The sequence below is a fragment of the Runella sp. CRIBMP genome (genome assembly GCF_009905605.1).
Taxonomy (GTDB): domain Bacteria; phylum Bacteroidota; class Bacteroidia; order Cytophagales; family Spirosomataceae; genus Runella.
In genome coordinates this window covers 1,104,491-1,122,698 of sequence record NZ_JAAAKZ010000001.1, presented here as the reverse complement: position 1 = coordinate 1,122,698, position 18,208 = coordinate 1,104,491, and the positions used below count along the sequence as shown (strand labels likewise).

At 45.3% G+C, this 18,208-nt stretch carries 18 protein-coding genes; 10 read left to right on the top strand and 8 right to left on the bottom strand.

Features of this window, described 5'->3' with window-relative positions:
- Nucleotides 1-5 precede the first annotated feature (5 nt).
- The 7 genes from GVN20_RS04555 (at nt 6) to GVN20_RS04525 (ending at nt 6,339) form a co-directional block, all read left to right on the top strand.
- Nucleotides 6-1,133, top strand: coding sequence for an efflux RND transporter periplasmic adaptor subunit (locus GVN20_RS04555; RefSeq protein WP_166557171.1), 1,128 nt, complete (start codon nt 6-8; stop codon nt 1,131-1,133).
- A 218-nt stretch (nt 1,134-1,351) separates the two neighbouring features.
- The gene (locus tag GVN20_RS04550; protein ID WP_206023191.1) at nt 1,352-1,912 is read left to right on the top strand and encodes an RNA polymerase sigma factor; all 561 of its coding nucleotides are present in this window, start codon (nt 1,352-1,354) and stop codon (nt 1,910-1,912) included.
- On the top strand, nt 1,909-3,486 hold the full coding sequence (locus GVN20_RS04545) for a porin family protein (protein WP_166557170.1): 1,578 nt from the start codon (nt 1,909-1,911) through the stop codon (nt 3,484-3,486). Before GVN20_RS04550 ends, GVN20_RS04545 begins: the two co-directional genes overlap by 4 nt.
- A gap of 129 nt (nt 3,487-3,615) precedes the next feature.
- Nucleotides 3,616-4,062: a ubiquinol-cytochrome c reductase iron-sulfur subunit gene (locus GVN20_RS04540; protein WP_166557169.1), complete on the top strand. Its 447-nt coding sequence runs from the start codon at nt 3,616-3,618 to the stop codon at nt 4,060-4,062.
- Nucleotides 4,063-4,106: 44 nt separating this feature from the next.
- Nucleotides 4,107-5,018, top strand: coding sequence for a DUF5777 family beta-barrel protein (locus GVN20_RS04535; RefSeq protein ID WP_166557168.1), 912 nt, complete (start codon nt 4,107-4,109; stop codon nt 5,016-5,018).
- Between the two features lie 24 nt (nt 5,019-5,042).
- Nucleotides 5,043-5,591 carry a YceI family protein gene (locus tag GVN20_RS04530; RefSeq protein WP_166557167.1) on the top strand — a complete coding sequence of 183 codons (549 nt, stop codon included), beginning with the start codon at nt 5,043-5,045 and terminating at the stop codon, nt 5,589-5,591.
- A gap of 4 nt (nt 5,592-5,595) precedes the next feature.
- Nucleotides 5,596-6,339 carry a hypothetical protein gene (locus GVN20_RS04525; protein WP_166557166.1) on the top strand — a complete coding sequence of 248 codons (744 nt, stop codon included), beginning with the start codon at nt 5,596-5,598 and terminating at the stop codon, nt 6,337-6,339.
- A 30-nt stretch (nt 6,340-6,369) separates the two neighbouring features.
- Here GVN20_RS04525 and GVN20_RS04520 read toward each other — a convergent pair whose 3' ends face one another.
- From GVN20_RS04520 to GVN20_RS04510, 3 genes are all read right to left on the bottom strand, one after another.
- Nucleotides 6,370-6,588, bottom strand: coding sequence for a hypothetical protein (locus GVN20_RS04520; protein WP_166557165.1), 219 nt, complete (start codon nt 6,586-6,588; stop codon nt 6,370-6,372).
- Nucleotides 6,589-6,705: 117 nt separating this feature from the next.
- Complete coding sequence (locus GVN20_RS04515; protein ID WP_166557164.1) at nt 6,706-8,622, bottom strand: sulfatase-like hydrolase/transferase; 1,917 nt, start codon at nt 8,620-8,622, stop codon at nt 6,706-6,708.
- A gap of 301 nt (nt 8,623-8,923) precedes the next feature.
- The gene (locus GVN20_RS04510) at nt 8,924-10,651 is read right to left on the bottom strand and encodes a GMC oxidoreductase (protein ID WP_166557163.1); all 1,728 of its coding nucleotides are present in this window, start codon (nt 10,649-10,651) and stop codon (nt 8,924-8,926) included.
- A gap of 342 nt (nt 10,652-10,993) precedes the next feature.
- On the opposite strand from GVN20_RS04510, the gene GVN20_RS04505 reads away from it, so the two are divergent.
- Nucleotides 10,994-11,221, top strand: coding sequence for a PspC domain-containing protein (locus tag GVN20_RS04505; RefSeq protein ID WP_166557162.1), 228 nt, complete (start codon nt 10,994-10,996; stop codon nt 11,219-11,221).
- A 117-nt stretch (nt 11,222-11,338) separates the two neighbouring features.
- Here the strand turns inward: GVN20_RS04505 and GVN20_RS04500 are convergent, their stop codons facing one another.
- Nucleotides 11,339-12,556 (bottom strand): MFS transporter, encoded by a 1,218-nt coding sequence (locus GVN20_RS04500; protein ID WP_166557161.1) that lies wholly within the window; start codon nt 12,554-12,556, stop codon nt 11,339-11,341.
- Nucleotides 12,557-12,798: 242 nt separating this feature from the next.
- Between GVN20_RS04500 and GVN20_RS04495 the strand changes: the two genes are divergently transcribed.
- On the top strand, nt 12,799-13,440 hold the full coding sequence (locus tag GVN20_RS04495) for a hypothetical protein (protein WP_166557160.1): 642 nt from the start codon (nt 12,799-12,801) through the stop codon (nt 13,438-13,440).
- Between the two features lie 57 nt (nt 13,441-13,497).
- On the opposite strand, the gene GVN20_RS04490 is transcribed toward GVN20_RS04495, so the two are convergent.
- From GVN20_RS04490 to GVN20_RS04480, 3 genes are read right to left on the bottom strand one after another with little or no spacing between them, the layout of a single operon-like run.
- Nucleotides 13,498-15,162, bottom strand: a complete 1,665-nt coding sequence (locus tag GVN20_RS04490; protein ID WP_166557159.1) for a UxaA family hydrolase — start codon at nt 15,160-15,162, stop codon at nt 13,498-13,500.
- Nucleotides 15,163-15,172: 10 nt separating this feature from the next.
- Entirely contained in the window at nt 15,173-15,436 is a 264-nt protein-coding gene (locus GVN20_RS04485; RefSeq protein WP_166557158.1) for a type II toxin-antitoxin system RelE/ParE family toxin, read from the bottom strand.
- Nucleotides 15,437-15,440: 4 nt separating this feature from the next.
- Nucleotides 15,441-15,728, bottom strand: a complete 288-nt coding sequence (locus GVN20_RS04480; RefSeq protein ID WP_166557157.1) for a hypothetical protein — start codon at nt 15,726-15,728, stop codon at nt 15,441-15,443.
- Between the two features lie 84 nt (nt 15,729-15,812).
- Between GVN20_RS04480 and fumC the strand changes: the two genes are divergently transcribed.
- Nucleotides 15,813-17,234: a class II fumarate hydratase gene (gene fumC / locus GVN20_RS04475; RefSeq protein WP_166557156.1), complete on the top strand. Its 1,422-nt coding sequence runs from the start codon at nt 15,813-15,815 to the stop codon at nt 17,232-17,234.
- Between the two features lie 131 nt (nt 17,235-17,365).
- Here fumC and GVN20_RS04470 read toward each other — a convergent pair whose 3' ends face one another.
- Nucleotides 17,366-17,995, bottom strand: coding sequence for an HPP family protein (locus GVN20_RS04470; protein WP_166557155.1), 630 nt, complete (start codon nt 17,993-17,995; stop codon nt 17,366-17,368).
- Nucleotides 17,996-18,208 lie beyond the last annotated feature (213 nt).

Genomic DNA, 18,208 nt, shown 5'->3' with positions numbered 1-18,208 from the left:
TCACCATGAAAAATACACTCATATTCATCATAATTCTTGGCTTATTAACTGCCTGCGGCAGCAAAACTACCGAAGAACAAACGACGGCGACGCCAACCAACGAAAACACCATCAAACTCACCGAAATTCAAATCAAAAACGCGGGAATTGTAACGGGCAGTTTAGAGCAAAAGCAAATCTCGTCGGTGCTAAAAGTCAACGGAAAGATTGAAGTGCCGCCGCAAAACGTGGTTTCTATCAGCGTACCGATGGGCGGTTATTTGAAAAATACGGATTTGTTGGTGGGGATGAATGTACGCAAAGGACAGCTTTTGGCCGTGATGGAAGACCAACAATACATCCAATTGCAGCAGGATTATTTGACAGCCAAATCCAGAATCAATTTCTTAGAAAACGAATATCTGCGCCAAAAAGACCTCAACCTGAGCAAAGCCAGCAGCGATAAGGTCTATCAGCAATCGGAAGCCGAATTCAGAGGACAGCGGGTATTGTTGAGTGCGTTGGCCGAAAAATTGAAATTGGCGGGTATTAACCCCGAAAAGTTGAGCGAAAACAGCATTTCTCGCACCGTCACTATCTATTCGCCCATCAGCGGCTATGTGTCCAAAATCAACAGCAACATCGGTAAGTACGTATCGCCAACCGAAGTCATGTTTGAACTCATCAATCCGACCGATATTCACCTGGCGTTGAAAGTGTTTGAGAAAGACGTAGATAAGCTCTTCATCGGACAAAAAATCATGACGTTTACCAACAACCGCCCCGACAAAAAGTATGTTTCGGAAGTAATTATGATTGGCAAAGACCTCACCGCCGACCGTGCGAGCGAAGTGCAGTGTCATTTCAAAAACTACGACAAAGCCCTCATTCCAGGCACGTACATGAACGCCGAAGTGGAAGTCAAAAACAACAGCGCCTACGTACTGCCCGAAGACGCCATTATACGCTACGAAGGCAAGCATTATGCTTTTCTCAAGAAAGCCGCCAATGAATTTGAAATGAAAGAAGTGCAAATTGGCAACACCGAAAATGGCTTTACGGAACTGATTAACCCTGACAAAGCTACCCAAAACTATGTGGTAAAAGGGGCGTATGCGTTGTTGATGAGCCTTAAAAATAAATCTGAAGAGTAGTTAAATCCAACTTACTGTCCGTTGGATTTTGCACCGATTTGTGCAAAGTCCAACTATATTTTATGGGACACCCCACCCTTTTGAGCCTTTTATCATCTTGTGTGAGATAGGCGGATTGAGAACAATATTCATTCTTAAATACCGACTCCTATGGTAAAAATAAGACTCTCCGAATAGATGATATGTTCATTTGATTTATCACTAAACCTTATAATATTTTGCCGGAAAGTCAGCTCATACAAGCCTGTTTGCGAGGAGAATCATTTGCTTATGAACGCCTCTATCAACAGTATGCCCCCAAGATGATGGTGGTATGCAAACGGTATGTGAGTGATTATGAAGATGCCAAAGACCTTCTGCAAGAGGGATTTATGAAAGTTTTTCAGGAATTGCACCGCTTCCGCAATGAGGGTTCGTTTGAAGGTTGGATACGACGCATTATGGTCAATGTTTCACTTGAACACTATAAAAAAAATGTCAAGCTAGGTCATCAATTGGATGACATTTCCCTGTTGAACGACCATTCCCAACCCATTGCCGACGAAGATATTGAAAGCCAGCTTTCAGCCGACGAATTATTACTTTTGGTACAAAGCTTGCCCCCATCCTATCGGATGGTGTTCAATTTATACGTTTTTGAGGGATTTAAACACCAGGAAATCGCTAAGCAATTGGGCATTGGCGAAGGCACCTCTAAATCAAACTTGCAAGATGCCCGCCGACTGCTACAGAGGAAGATTTTGATGATCAACAGAGAAGCTAAAACCCGTTCGATATGAGCGAGCAAGAACCACACAAACTAGACGAAACCTTTCGTTCGATGATTGAACGGATGTCGTTCGAGCCACCCGCTGCCAATCTGGATACCATGCGGGCCAATGTGCTCCAAATGCAGTTGGGCCGACTCCAAACAGAAAATGGCTGGCTTAAAGCCGCCTTGGGCATAGTCATGCTACTGTTGGGCAGTACGGGCTATGTATTGCTAAAAGGAAACGCCCCGGTACGGCAGGAGTCGGTAGTTCAGCAGACCCTAAAAGTCAAACAAACTGACACCGTTTATATTACCCGAACGGAGCGGGTTTATATTCGGGTGCCCATTCCTGAATCCATCGACGACGGCCCTGATTTAGCTCAAAATAATTACGAAGAACCTGATAATCAATCTAACGCCAATAAAAATTCTGAAACCCTACCGAATGAAGAAACTACTACTTTAGATCCTAAAATCGGAATCCATAAAAATAGGCCATTCGATTCAAAAAAAATTGTTGAAAATAATGGAGCTGACAACCGTAAACGTAGCATTTTCAATAACAAACCCCTCACCCAAAATCTAAATCGCCGAAAACAGGCTGGCAAAATTGAATCTTACGGCCAAAATTTAACAGACAACAAAGCGCTAATCGGGGATAGCATACTTTCCGCAGACGGCTTAACAAATACCACCGAGGAGTTGAACGAAGGAAAACCCGACTTACTTAATCTTGATTTTTTAGAGGCGTTGAATTATTCAAATGTACCGCATCTGAGCATTCCTAAAATTCACTATACGCTAAAAAACAAATCAACGGCAAAGTCTAAAAAACCTCGCCAACCGTTTAGCGAGCGGCTTTCGTTATCGGCCTATTATGCCCCAGAGCTCAATAAACTTAATTTAAGAAGAGACAATATTGATGCTTTTGAGTTTGGTCACGAAAGTATTACAAGCACCCAAGTGGCTGGTATACGTGTTGGTATTATGATATCTGACAACCTAAGCCTTTTAACGGGCCTGGAACACCAAACCATACGCTTTGAACATTCAGGACTGAGTAAAGAAACCTTGATTGCCCAGGATATAAACGGTCAGCCCACATTTTTCAAAAAAACGGTCTTTGGCATTGCCCAAATCCCTGGAGATTTCTACACTTCCAACCCAGCGGTAGGCAGTAGCGTAGTGCTTGAAAGTGACGAAGATAATTTTATGCAATTTTTACGCATTCCGTTGGCATTCAGATATGACTTTTACCGTCAGAAGCTGCACTGGTTTGAGCAAAGAAACACCAATTTAAAACTCTACACCCTTGTTGGTGGTTATTGGGCCACCCCCACAAAACAGCAAATGAAAGTAGAAATTTATGAACCAGACGGCCACGATTTTTATACAACACTTACCCATTTCCAAAATACAAGTGCACATTTTGGATTGAATGTTGGGTTAGGAGCAGAAATACGTTATGGTCAACATTGGAGTGTATTTGGAGAACCCTACTATCAGACTAGTATTCAAAGTATGGTTCACAATTTGCCTCTCCGGACGTTTGTAGGCGGATTTGGATGCCGTTTCGGGCTAAAATATCAATTAAAAAAATAAGAAACTCCCCTCTTTAAAAGTGCCGAACAACGATGTTCGGCACTTTTTTTTGTGGGGCACCCCACCTTTTCTTCAAAATTACCCTCTTACTGACGAAAACATGCAATCCCACGTAACCAGAATTTTAAAATGATTGACCAAGAAAAAATCAACCGCCATGCATTTTTGAAGAATTTAAGATTAAAAGGGGCCGCTCTTGTAGCGGTCTATTGTGCTGGAAATAGCCTCACAAGTTGCCAAAATGATTCAGCCGTAACTCCCTTAGGGGCCGATATTATACTTGACCTAACCGACAGCAAATACTCCGCCCTCAAAACCAATAATGGTTATGTGGTCCTTTCCGCCCAAAATGTAGTGGTAGCTCGTACAGGTACCAACACTTACGTAGCCGTAACGCTCATCTGTAGCCACGAACAAAAACGCGAAATCACCTATAGGTCAGGGGAGTTTTATTGCACTGCTCACGGAGCCCGTTTCGACAACGCAGGAAAAGGACTAAACACTGAAGGTAAAAAGGGGCTGACAGTTTATACCACCTCACTCAATGGCACCACACTTACGGTAAAAGCCGCTTAACTATCATGCAGGCATTCAGTCTGACACTTCTTTAACGCCTTAAAATGAAAAAATACTCACTTCTTCTACTGATCAGCTTCATTGCGATTGTTGCACGCGCCCAAGACGATTTGTTGGACGAACTCAATAAAATTCAAAAGCCGGTTGCAAACTATGCCTCGGCTACGTTCAAGTCAAGCCGTATCGTATCGGGGCATTCAATCGAAACCATCGCGGCTAAGCACCTTGATTTCAGAATCTCACACCGATTCGGTGCATTGAATTCGGGGTATCAAGAGTTGTTTGGTCTGGATCAATCTCAAATTCGGTTAGGATTTGAATTTGGCCTTACTGACCGCCTTACTGTTGGCGTAGGACGCAACAGTTACCAAAAAACCTATGATTATTATGCCAAGTACAAACTGTTGCGGCAATCCTCAGGAGCCAAAGTAATGCCCGTCACCGTGGCATTGTTGGCGGCGGCCTACACCAATACGATGCCCTCTCAGCCCAATGCCCGTTTCTTTAACAATTTAGAACGCCAAACTTATTGTGGGCAGTTGTTGATTGCCCGAAAATTTGGGGAGCGGGTTTCGCTACAGCTTTCTCCTTCAATACTGCACCGCAACAAAGTAGAAACCGAAAACGACGCCAATACTCTGTATAGCTTGGGCATGGGCGGCCGCTTCAAATTGACGCGCCGTACGTCGTTCAACGTAGAATATTACTACACTCCTACCTCCGTAGGTGAAATCTCCCTACGTGACCCACAGTTTAAAAATGCCCTTTCCATCGGCTTCGACATCGAAACGGGCGGCCACGTATTCCAACTTCATTTCACAAACTCCAAGGGAATGACCGAAAAATACCTCATCGGCCAAACTGAAGGAATGTGGCAAAACGGTGATATCTTCTACGGGTTCAATGTCTCCAGGGTCTTCAGTTTTGATAAAAGCGCCAAGAAAACACACAAATAATCTTACTCCAAAAATCCAACAATCATGAAAACAAGGCTTGTTATTCCATTGATTATCATACACTTTATGGCTTTTCAGGCAAAATCTCAGTTGTTTATGGCGCAGGGGGGCGAAACGAGTTTTTTCTCCGAAACCCCTTTAGAAAACATCTCTGCTGTCAATAAACAAGTGGCGGCAATTATCAACACTTCGACGTCAGAAGTGGCCGTGAGAATTCAGAATATAGCGTTTCGCTTTCCCAATAAGCTCATGGAAGAACACTTCAATGAAAATTACATGGAATCTGAAAAATATCCCAATTCGACGTTTAAAGGAAAGATTCAAGAAGTGATTGATTTCAAAAAAGAAGGGGTATATAATGTATCTGCCAAGGGTATTTTAGAGATTCATGGGGTAAAACAAGAACGAGTCATTAAGGGGAAATTAACGGTTGGAAAAGAGCAATTAACCTTTGTCGGTAACTTCGACGTAAAACTGGCTGACCATAAAATAGAAATTCCGACGTTGGTGATGGCCAAAATCGCCGAGTCGCTGACCGTCAAAAACTATTTTGTCTTTACCCAAAAAAAATAAGGCCATGAAACTACTTAAATTTCTCCTCTTTATTGGCATTATCGGGGTGCTTGTTTCCTGCCTTTACGAAAAACCCACCCCTGAAACCACTTCAACCACTACACCCGACCCGACCAATCCCTCAAATGGCACAAATACTGCTACGGGTATCACCCTGACCTGCACGATTGTGCCAAACACAACGGCAAGTGACCAAGTATGTTTTAATACCCAAATCCTTCCGCTGATTGTGAGCAATTGCGCCACAAGCGGCTGCCATGATGCCAAAAGTAGGGAAGACGGGTATGAATTAACGAGCTATAAAACCATCACTAGCAAAGGCATCAATATCAGTAAGCCCCTCAGCAGCAAGCTATACCAAGTAATGATTGATACAGGAAAAGACCGAATGCCCCCTTCTGCGCCTCTCTCCAAAGCCCAAACCGACTTATTTCTTAAATGGATTCAACAAGGCGCGAAGGAAACAATCTGCAATGTAAGCGTGGATACTGCCAATGTAAGCTTCTCAAAATCAGTGAAGCCCCTGTTGGACACCTATTGTGTGGGTTGCCACAAAACAGGTTCTTCATCGGGAAGTGTACTATTAGACAGTTATACAGGGGTAAAAATTTACGTTGACAACCAACGACTTTTTGGCACAATGAGCTCGCAACAAGGCTACTCACCCATGCCCCCGACTGGAAAATTGACGGATTGCCAGTTGTTGGTGATTCAAAAATGGATTTTGCAGGGGGCGAAGAATGATTAAGTCCTAAATTGCCTGTGCGCTTGTGATGCTTTAGAATAAAGCATAATGAAACGCGGATGATACAAATGCCAAATCCCGATTTGCATTGGGACGGAAATACGGATTTTGGTCGAGGTCATACAAAACGCGGTCAGTCACGAATACATTTTTGCAGGCGTGCATTTGATTCCATTCATTGAGCATCGATGGCACATCCGAATGCCGCCCCAAGTTGTTCGTAGCCTTCCGTAGGGAGGCTGCGAATGTCAAATAAAGAGAGTATTTGTAATACGGTAAATACCAAGTTTTACAAATATTTGATAATTAGCAAATTAACTCAAAAATCAATCCCCGGCATCTCATTTGCAGGTCGGTGTATTTTTATCCTTACCGATACCCCTTCGAGTAAGCCGTCCTATTGGTTGAGTTTAAACCACCTAATACGCCTTCTCTGAAAGTTTCTACAATTAACCTGGGTTCCCAAGGTGCGTTTGTGGCGTCTTCCAGCCACAAGGTTTGAATCGTTTTGTGTTCTTGCCACAACCCAGTTTTGGGGTTTTGATAGGGTAAGGTTGTTGTAATCACCAATCTGTTTTCTTGCCATTTTGCCGTTGAAACGGAAGGTTTCCGGCTACGCCCTGTGTTGATGGAGTTTTGAGTGGAAGTGCCATTGAGGGCATAGCGATAGTTGACCATTGGTTGAAGTTCGCGGGCATTGAAGACAACTCTTTCGATGTCCAAATAATCGGAACGCTGCCAAATGGATATTTTCTCACCCCAACCACTTCCCAAAGCTGCTACTTTGGGCTTGTCTGAACGATTGATAACCGAAACGGTCTGTAATTCGGCAGTGGACCAACTACCCGAAAAATCAGGATTGGGCAACGCCACCGAACGACCTCCAAGCATAGACCTATCGGTTCGTGTATAGGTAGATATCAGTTTTCCGGAACCCACAGGCGGCGGCAGGTATGGGTCAGCCGCATTGGCTTGGGCCGACACTCGTGGAAATTGCACTAACGAAAGCTCGTATTCTTTGACAAGCGAATCCATGATACCAATCACCCACGGATAATGGTCTTTGACATCTATTTCTTCTTGTGGGTCCACCCGCAGGTCAAACAATCGGACAAGGTTATCTGGCTCAGCATCGGGCAATTCAGTTTTGAAATTGTACCATAATTTCCAATCCTGCCATTTGACGGCCATTACGCCGCCGTTGCGGTTCATAAAAATAGCACTTTCTCGGTTGGAGTGATTTTGCTTGCCTTCCAAAAAAGGGAGTAGGTTTATACCGTCAATTTTGCGGTCATTGGGGGCATAAGGAACACCCGCTGCTACCGCTATAGTGGTGAATAAATCCACTTCGTGAACCACTTCATTGGAAACTTGTCCGTCTTTGATATGCCCCTGCCAACGAATCACACAAGGGGTTCGTACACCGCCTTCCATGGCAGAATTGTAATAACCCCGCCAAGGTCCCGACGAACCTCGCCACGGTCGTCGTAGCTCGGCACCGTTGTCCGAACACCATATTACGATGGTATTTTTATCAATGCCCAGTTTTTCTAATTCCTTTAAAATCAATCCTACGTTATAATCTACATCGGCCATGGCATCGCCCATATCGCCTGCGCCCGTTGTACCTACCTTATCGGGGTGAGGTAGGGCTGGAAAATGAAGTTGGGTCATGGGGTAATACAAAAAGAAAGGCTTCTTTTTGTCGGCATTTTTTCTGATAAAATTCACGCTTTTTTCGGCAGCCTCACGGTCAATGGTACGCCTTGCAGCTACATCAAAAGGCTTGACTTGTTTGGAGGTTTGTCCTGCTATCCCTTCCCACACATACGGAATCTCTTGATCTTTTGGAAAACCTTTCATGGCTGTAAATTGCGATAAATGGCTCGTGCCTGGAATGCCATACCATTCGTCAAAGCCTTGATGTGTTGGCTCTCGTTTACCTAACCAATCGTCGCCACCAATGTCCCATTTGCCAAAAAGTGCCGTGGCATAACCTGCCGTTTTGAGTTGTTCGGCCATCGTGTTTTCCCACAGTGTAGTACCTGTATAATAGTCGTCACCCGCACGGGCAGCGTATCTACCCGTCATGAGTGCAATGCGTGACGGCGTGCAAGAATACTCTACATTGAAATTGGTCAGTCTGATTCCTTCCTTTCCAATTTTGTCAATATTAGGTGTGGGGACGCCCCGAACTCCACCATAAGCATTTACTTCGCCAACGCCTATATTGTCGGGAAATATCAATATGACATTAGGCCTGTTTTGGGAATAAGCTGAATGCAAAGTTTTGATTAGAAGGAGGCTAATCAGTAAGCATTTTGCATAATTATTGTTCATATTAAATGTTATGTTGGGGAAAAGTGATTATTTCAACTGTAAAGTTACCCCGAAAGATTTGAAAGTTTACATCCGCCCATTTTACATTGATTCAGTAGGGAATGAGGTAACAATAAAGTACTTTTCTTTGGGGAATATCAAAGAATGAGAATTTCTCGATTTCGTAAAATGGAAACTCGGATTGATTAATCTTTCCGTTGGTTTGCGTTTGCAATACAAACCACCGGAAAGTGCGTTTGTAACGCATTTATAGGTGTCCCTTCCGCATTTCTTTCACGGCATAGTCAGCCGCCCGAGCGGTCAGGGCCATGTAGGTCAGGGATGGATTTTGGGTCGAAGTCGAGGTCATACAACCGCCGTCGGTCACGAATACATTTTTGCAGGCATGCATCTGATTCCATTTATTGAGCATTGAGGTTTTGGGGTCTTTGCCCATCCGGATACCGCCCATTTCATGGTTTTCGTTGCCGGGTACGCGCTTGGTATCCACCGTTTTGATGTTGGTATAACCCGCCTTGGTGAACATTTCGGTAAATTGCTCGTAAAAATCCTTCACCATTTTCATGTCGTTGTCATCAAAATCGACCGACATACGCAACTGCGGAATCCCCCAATCGTCTTTCAGATTCGGGTCAAGGCGTACATGATTGCTTTCTTTAGTCAACACCTCCCCCATCATATTGGCTCCAATGCTCCAACCTTCTTCGGAAGGTCTGGAGAGTTGGTCTTTGAGTTCCTCCCCAAACAGCCCATCGGTCGGAACACCCATTTTTGATGAGCTCATCGAAGCGGCATACCCCCGCAAAAAGTCCGTTTCTTGTTTATAGACATTCCTAAAACGCGGCACATAAGCACCGTTGGGTCGCTTGCCTTCGGTGGTGGTATCGTGAAAACCGTCGTATTCAGCCGAAACGCGTCCACGGTAGTTATGGAACCCGATGTATTTTCCCAACACGCCACTGTCGTTGCCAAAACCATTAGGAAAGCGACTCGAGGTTGAATTAAGTAAAATCAAATTGGAGTTCAGCGCCGAGGCATTCAGAAAGATGATTTTGGCGTAGTATTCGGTCATCTCCTTCGTGTTGGCATCTATCACACGTACTCCCGTTGCCCGTTGTTTTTGTTCATCATAAATGATTGAATGCACCACCGAATGCGTTTTCAGGGTCATTTTACCCGTCCGCTCCGCCCACGGCAACGTAGAGGCATTGGTGCTAAAATACCCACCGTACGGGCAACCGCGCTCACAAAGCACTCTGTGTTGGCACTTAGCTCGGCCTTGTTGGTAGTGAATAGGCTTGGGGTCGGTGAGATTGGCCGTACGGCCGATGATGATATGACGGTCGGTATAGTTTTTGGCTACCTGCTGACTGAAGTGTTTTTCAACGCAACTCATTTCGTGCGGCGTCAAAAACTCTCCGTCGGGTAGGTTAGGCAACCCGTCTTTGTTGCCCGAAATACCCGCGAATTTCTCAACGTAGCTGTACCAAGGTGCAATGTCAGCGTAACGAATGGGCCAATCCACCGCAAAACCGTCACGTGCGGGGCCTTCAAAATCAAAATCCGACCAGCGCTGTGTTTGCCGCGCCCACAAAAGCGAGCGCCCTCCCACTTGGTAGCCGCGCATCCACGAAAAAGGTTTTTCCTGCACAAACGGATGCTCGAAATCTTTCACCACAAAGTGCAGCGTTGGCTCTTTGAAAATATAGTGCCCACTCGAAGCAGGGCTTTTTTGTTTTAACTCCAACGGGACCTCCCCTAAATGCGGAAATTCCCACGGGTTTTTCATCGCCGTTGGATAATCCGTAATGTGCTTTACATCACGGCCACGCTCCAACACCAGCGTGCGCAAGCCTCTTCCAGTCAGCTCTTTAGCGGCCCAGCCACCGCTGATACCCGTGCCAATGACGATGGCGTCAAAGCGATTCGTCGCACCAGTACGTTCTTTGATGGAATCTATGTTAAAGTAACTCATGTGGATTCATAACACCTCGGCGGTGGACCTCCGAAGGTAAAGTTAAGTGGGTTAGGTTCTACACTATAAAAAAGTCGGGTCTATTTTGACTTACTGTCTATTGAACAAAAATAACGGTCTTTTTGCTTTCCTTTTAAAAATTCTTAGAAAGAACCCCCACCCCTGAGGCCTCCTTCACTTTCATCCTGTTTTTCTAACCAACAATATCCTCAAAAACATCCATTCATCAAGCCCCTTTTCCGTTGGTTATAATCCCCTTGGCAAGTTTCAGCAGCACCCCTACATTTGACCCATCAAAACAGCCAAGAATAACCAACAAAGCATTAAAATACTGAAATAGCCATGGAAACAAACAGATTATATCGCATTGCCAATCAATCAGTTATCGGGGGAGTTGCCGCTGGGATGGCGCATCATTTCGGGATAGACCGCGCACTGGTACGCATCCTGTTTGTGCTGGCGTTCTTCTTTACTGCAGGCTTTCCCACTGTCATGATTTATATCATTTTGTGGGCAGTACTGCCAACCGCCATTAAAGAATCAACGGATACGAGCGTGATTCGTATCTAGGGGTTGTAGTGAAACAGTGTTTGCAAATGAATGCCGACTTTGGAGAGGGTCGGCATTTTTTTTGTGCCAAGGGATGCTCACATCCCGAGCCAAAAGCGGGTTTGAGAACCCGCCCCACTACTGTTTCTCCTGTTCAATCAATGTCTGCACCCAACGAAAGCCCACAAAGGCCGCCAGCATACATCCAATAATAACGCCCCAAAGAGCATAATAGCCATAAGTGGCGGCAATTTGCCCACCCAACACTGGGGCCGCAACCTGCGCAATGGCGTAGCACATGGAATATAGTGCCGAATATTGTCCCCGATTTTGGGGCGTAGAGCGCTCCATCGTGAAGGAGTTCATAAACGGCATGGCCAACATTTCGCTGAGGGTAATGGTAATTACGGCAAGGGGCAAAATCCACACAAAACCCTGAAAAATGATGAAGAGTAAATAGCTGAGTCCGCAAAAAAGCACCCCCCAACTGATAAAGGTAAGTTTAGGACGTAACGGCTCAATGTAGTAAATCAAAATCATTTCAAACGCTGCCACCAACAGTCCGTTTGAGCCGAGCAGTAAACCAATGTAAAATTCGTTGACGTGGAGTTCTGTTTTCCAAAATACGGGTACAATGCTAAAAAACTGCATAAACCCGATGGCAAACAAAATCGTAAACACCACAAATCGCATATAAATACCATCCCGAAAAGCAGATTGTGCTGGCACGACAACCGCATCTTTGTCGTATTCTGCACCGTGGGTTTTGTCCCGATTTTTGACCAATACGGCTAGTACCACCGCCGCCGAAATATTGGTAATACCATCGGCAATGAATAAATATTTGTAGCCAATCGTTGCAAAAAAACCACCCAACGCGGGCCCGATGGCCCAACCGATATTGATGGCCAAACGGTTGATAGCATACGCCCTCGTACGATTTTCGGGGGTGCTGTAAAACGCAATAGAAGTAGAATTTGCGGGCCTAAAAGCTTCACCCACCAGGCTCAAACAAAACGTAGAAATACATAAAGTGGGCAACGTACGCATTTGCATCAGCACAAAAAACATCAAGCCACCCAATGCCAAACTTGCCATTTGGACGTAGTAATGCCCTACTTTATCGGTCAGTTTACCGCCAAAATACGTCCCCAATATCCCACCAGCACCCGCACAACTCACTACCAAACCAGCATTGGGCAAACTGAAATGGAGTGCCTGCGTCAAGTACACGCTCATAAAGGGAATCACCATCGTACCCGAACGATTGATGAACATCACAAAGGCCAGAAGCCAGATTTCGCGGGAGATGCCGCCGTACGCATTTCGATAAAGAGTGGCTGTTTTCTGTAACATAATGCGGCAAAGTTAACAGTCAGCCCGTTTAAAACCGACCGACCGTTAAAAATCTGTTGCTGCTGCCCTGTTTGGTGTTATCACCAAACCGTAAAAATGCAAAGTCGATTAGCGAAGGGATGTTGGTGAAAAAACACCAACATCGGCATGAAAAAGCACTTTAGTTTAGATTACGTCCAACTTTTTTCTTTTTCACCGTAAATACCTATTTTGGCAGTGTCATTAAACAAAATCCATGCGTTATGAAAACGGCTCTATTTCTTTCTCTGATTCTCCTTTTGTCCTGTAAAGTTATTGCACAAGTAACCCTCTCTCCTAACGCAGCAAACAAAGTAGATGTATCGGGGGCCATTCGTTCTTCCACTTTGTCAGGCTCCAATCAACGTCCTGTAGTTGCTACACCCGACGGGGTACTTATCCCCCTTTCTCCTGACTCAGTTTCTTATCTCAGCATTCCCCCCTCTGCTTTTCGCCCCTCTTCGAGCAGCGTGTTTTACAGCATAGGCAATTTCAACAGTGTTTATTTAGGCTCAGGGGCAAATGCTGACCTGTCTGCTCCTGTCTATCTTCCGCACCGAGCAAGAATCAAAGAAATCAAAGCCTGCTATTATGATAATAATGCTGATAATAATTTAAATATGATATTGTGGCAATACAATCCGCAGACACTCACAGGCAATGGATATTATTCTCTCACTACTTCGGGTCAATCTGGCACCGTAAGATGTGGTACTTTTAACAATTTCAATCCTGTGGAGAAACCCTACCATACGATTGACAACAAAAACTCATACTATGCCTTGGAAGTGAGAGCAGCACCGCTTACTTGGACAGGCATCGACATGGGTATTATCAGCGTTCACATTACGTATTTTCCTTACTGATTAATTTTCTGTAATTGTCCGACAGTTCAAAACCGTCCGACAATTACAGCGCTCAGTCTACAATGAAACGCCTCGTTTCCAAGGGATAAAATCATCTTGGGCCAAGCGTTGGGCGTGGGTAAGTTTGCCGCTGGCTACTTGGATAATTTCTTCCAACAACGCATCGGCATTCTGGGCAATGGTTTGTTCTCCCGTCACCACGGGTCCGCAGTCAAAATCAATCACATCTGACATCTTTTGGGCCAAAGTAGAGTTGGTAGCTACTTTCATGACGGGACAAATCGGGTTGCCCGTCGGCGTTCCCAAACCAGTTGTAAACAGAATCACCGTTGCGCCGGCGGCTGTTTTGCCCGTGGTAGCTTCAACGTCATTGCCAGGCGTGCAAACGAGTTGGAGGCCTTTTTCGGAAGATATTTCAGTATAATTGGTTACGTCCTGAATGGGAGCTGAGCCGCCTTTTTTGGCCGCACCCGCTGATTTGATGGCGTCGGTGATGAGTCCGTCTTTGATATTGCCCGGCGAAGGATTGAACGCAAAAGCCGACCCGACCGCATCGGCCTTACCCGAATAATCGCGCATGAGCCGCTCAAACTTGGCCGCTTTTTCTTCTGTAACACAACGGTTTAACAATTCTTGCTCTACGCCATGCAGTTCAGGAAATTCAGCTAGTAAGGTTTTTCCTCCAAGGGTTACCAAGATATCCGACACCTGCCCTAAAACGGGATTGGCCGATATTCCTGAAAAGCCATCCGAGCCCCCGCATTTTAAGCCCACGACCAGCTCGGTAATGGGCACGTCTTCGCGCTCGTGTTTGTCAGCTTTTATCAAGCCCAAAAACGTCTGCTTGATGGCCATCGACATCATTTGCGCTTCCGTACCCTGCTGTTGTTCAAAAATGTACAACGGTTTATCAAAATGAGGGCTGCGCTTATGAATTTCGTCCATCAGAATCTTCTCTTCAGAGTTTTGACAACCCAAACTCAACACCGTAATTCCAGCCACGTTGGGGTGCACCGCATACGATGCAAACAACGAGCACAGTGTATGCGCATCCTGCCGCGTACCGCCACAGCCACCTTCGTGCGTGAGAAATTTGATGCCATCGACGTTTTTGAAAGGTCTTTTTGTCATGCCGGAGGCATCTGTACTTGGAGCAGCAACGCTAACAAAAGGTTCTATTTTCTTGATGACATCCATTTGCCCGTTTTGGTACAAGTGCAAAAACTCCCGTACTTGGTCGCGGTACAGGTCGGGTTGAGCATAGCCCAGTTCACGCTCAAAAGCATCTTTCAGGGTCAATACATTTCGGTTTTCGCAAAATACCAGCGGTATTACCAACCAATAATTATACGTCCCCACCTTACCATCCGAGCGACGGTAGCCTTTAAACGTTCTGCCTACCCACTTGCTTACGTCAGGCGGCGTCCAGCTGTAGGGTTGGCGCTTGGCGGTGCTGTAAGGCTCGGAATCATGCTTTAAATTATAAGTAGTAACTGGCTCACCGCGCTTGATGGGTTGCGAAGCACGACCCACCAACACACCATACATCATGACGGCATCGCCGATGGCTAGGTCTTGGGTAACAAATTTATGTTTTGCGTAAACGGTATACGGCAATACGTAGCTTTCTCCCTCAAAATCAACCACTTCCCCCGCAGATAAATCGCGCAGGGCTACAATAACGTTATCATTTGAATTTACTTTTAAGACTTTATGTAACATATCAATTAAGTTATGGGAAAAAGCGATAAATCTCTTTTCGGGGCAAAATTCGGGCAAATACGAGTACATCGCCTTCTAAATAAAGGCCAATGCGGTATTCTCCTATCCTGATTCTGTAGGCATTTTTATAACCCGAAAGTTTTTTGAGATTGGGGATATTTTGAAGTGTTTTGGCTTCTCTGACTGACAATACCACGTCTTGAAGCAATAACCTTAGGGCTTCAGGCAACTTTTTGGCATCTCTCAAATAGGCATTCTCATAGTCGTATTTCATACTGTTATTTCTGAAAAAGCCATTTTTCAAAGTCTTCTTTCTCTTTCTCAGTAGCTCGCCCCTCTTTCTTTCCCTCCTCCATTGCCAAATACAGGGCAGTATCCTCTTGTTCTTCCGTAAGCTCGCGTTGCTTTATTTCAATATCCAATGCTTTAAGTACACTCATCAAAGCCTTCTTTTGTTTTGGAGTTACCTGTATGTCCAGCATAAGGCGTTGTTTTCGGAGAGTTGCTGTTGCAGCCATTGCCTTTTGTTTTTTTGGTAAATTTAGAGAGATTATGATTTCTATCAAAAGCGATTCAGCGTTTTGTGTTTACTTTTGCGCTACCAATCTTGATTAAGATTCCCATAATCTCAAATCCAATCAACCACAATAATGGAATACCGTATCGAAAAAGACACCATGGGCAAAGTAGAAGTGCCAGCCCATGTGTATTGGGGCGCACAGACCCAGCGCTCTATCATGAATTTCCCGATTGCGCAAGATATTAACAAAATGCCCAAAGAAATCATTCGGGCATTTGCCTATCTCAAAAAAGCCGCCGCCATCACCAACTTTGAAGCAGGCATTCTTCCCGAAGACAAGAAAAACTTGATTGCCCAAGTATGCGACGAAATTTTGGATGGCAAACTCAACGACCAATTCCCGTTGGTGGTGTGGCAAACTGGCTCCGGAACCCAGTCAAACATGAACTGTAATGAGGTGATTGCCTACCGTGCGCACGTCATCAATGGCGGGTCATTGTTGGATGAAAAGAAATATTTGAATCCCAACGACGACGTCAACAAATCGCAATCTTCGAATGATACCTTCCCGACGGCGATGCACATTGCGGCCTATCAGATTCTGACTGAGGTAACCATTCCCGGCATCGAAAAACTCCGTGATACACTCCAAGCCAAATCGGAAGCCTTCAAAGACGTGGTAAAAATCGGTCGCACCCACTTTATGGATGCTACGCCGCTGACACTCGGTCAGGAATTTTCGGGCTATGTTTCACAATTGAATCACGGACTTCGCGCCATTAAAAACACCTTGGCGCACCTTTCAGAATTGGCACTGGGCGGTACGGCCGTAGGTACAGGAATCAACACGCCAAAAGGCTATTCGGAAAATGTAGCAGCGCACATTGCTACGTTGACGGGCTTACCTTTTATCACGGCTGAAAATAAATTTGAAGCACTCGCCGCCCACGATGCCATCGTTGAAGCCCACGGTGCGCTCAAAACAGTGGCCGTAAGTTTGATGAAAATTGCCAACGACATCCGGATGTTGTCGTCAGGCCCGCGCGCGGGTATCGGTGAAATTCACATTCCCGACAACGAACCAGGCAGCTCTATCATGCCGGGCAAAGTAAACCCCACACAGTGCGAAGCCATGACGATGGTGGCCTGTCAGGTCATGGGTAATGACGTTGCCATCAACATTGGCGGCTCCAACGGTCATTTTGAATTGAATGTATTTAAGCCAGTAATGATTTATAACTTCCTGCACTCGGCACGTTTGATTGGTGATGTATGCGTGGCGTTCAACGACCATTGTGCGGTAGGTATTGAGCCATTGACCGAAAATATCCGTAAGCACGTCAACAATTCACTGATGTTGGTAACGGCGCTCAACCCCAAAATCGGGTATTACAACGCCGCCGCCATTGCCCAAGACGCGCACAAGCGCGGTATTACGCTCAAACAGGCTTCCCTCGAATTTGAACTCAAAGGCTTAGATTTCACGCACATGACCGAAGAGCAATTCGACGCGTGGGTACGCCCCGAAGATATGGTGGGAGGTTTGAAGTAAATGCTTATTTAGAACCGAAAACCGTTAAATGTAAAATTTTAAATGTAGAAAGTTGGTTCTTCTTCCCAAGGAAGTCGGCTGCGTTGGTAGCCGACTTTTTTTGTTTTAGCAGTCGCTCGGCTCTGACGGTTTTAAATGACACGCCGCCTGCCGCGCAACCTTTTCATTATTTTTTTGGTGGGGATGATGGCCCATCTGAACTTTCTTGAATATCGACGGTTGGTAGGGTATTTGCGGTTGGGCGTGAGGTTGTTGAAAACAAGTGCCACCGCCAGAAGTATAAACACTCCTGAAGCAACGGGCGTTAGCACAAACCAATAACCAAGGTCCTTTATTTTTTCAGAACCAATGACGGCTATCAACGCCGTAGCACCACCCGGCGGATGTAGCGTCTTGGTGATTTGCATACTGATAATGGACAACCCTACCGCCAATGGGGCCGTGAGCCAGATAATATTAGGGAAAAGTTGGTAAATGGTCACACCCAGCAGCGCAGAAATGAGATGTCCACCCACGAGATTACGGGGTTGGGCCAACGGACTTTGGATGGCACCGAAAATGAGTACAGCAGACGCTCCAAACGAGCCAATCAAGAACAAATTGTCAGTTTCGGAAAGGGCGCTTTGTAGAAAGGCAATCAATCCTACCCCCAAAAAAGCACCTACAAATGACCAAAAATTCTCTACCGAATCAACGAGCGTTTCTTTATAAACGATGTACTTAGCTATCCTGTAGCCTCTTCTAATTTTTGACTTTACCATTTTTGGAATACAGCTTCTCGCGCCTTTCGGTGTGTGGAAAACGTCAGATACGCAATTTGTACTACAAATATCCAAAAGTTATACCGTATTTTCAGCGTTTTTTGATAGGAAAGATACGTAAAGACAAAGGAGGCTTTTCTCCGCATACAGGCCGTCGTCCCGCTCCAAGTGGTAAACCTACCGCCTCAGGGTTATAGAACCGCACTTGAGTTT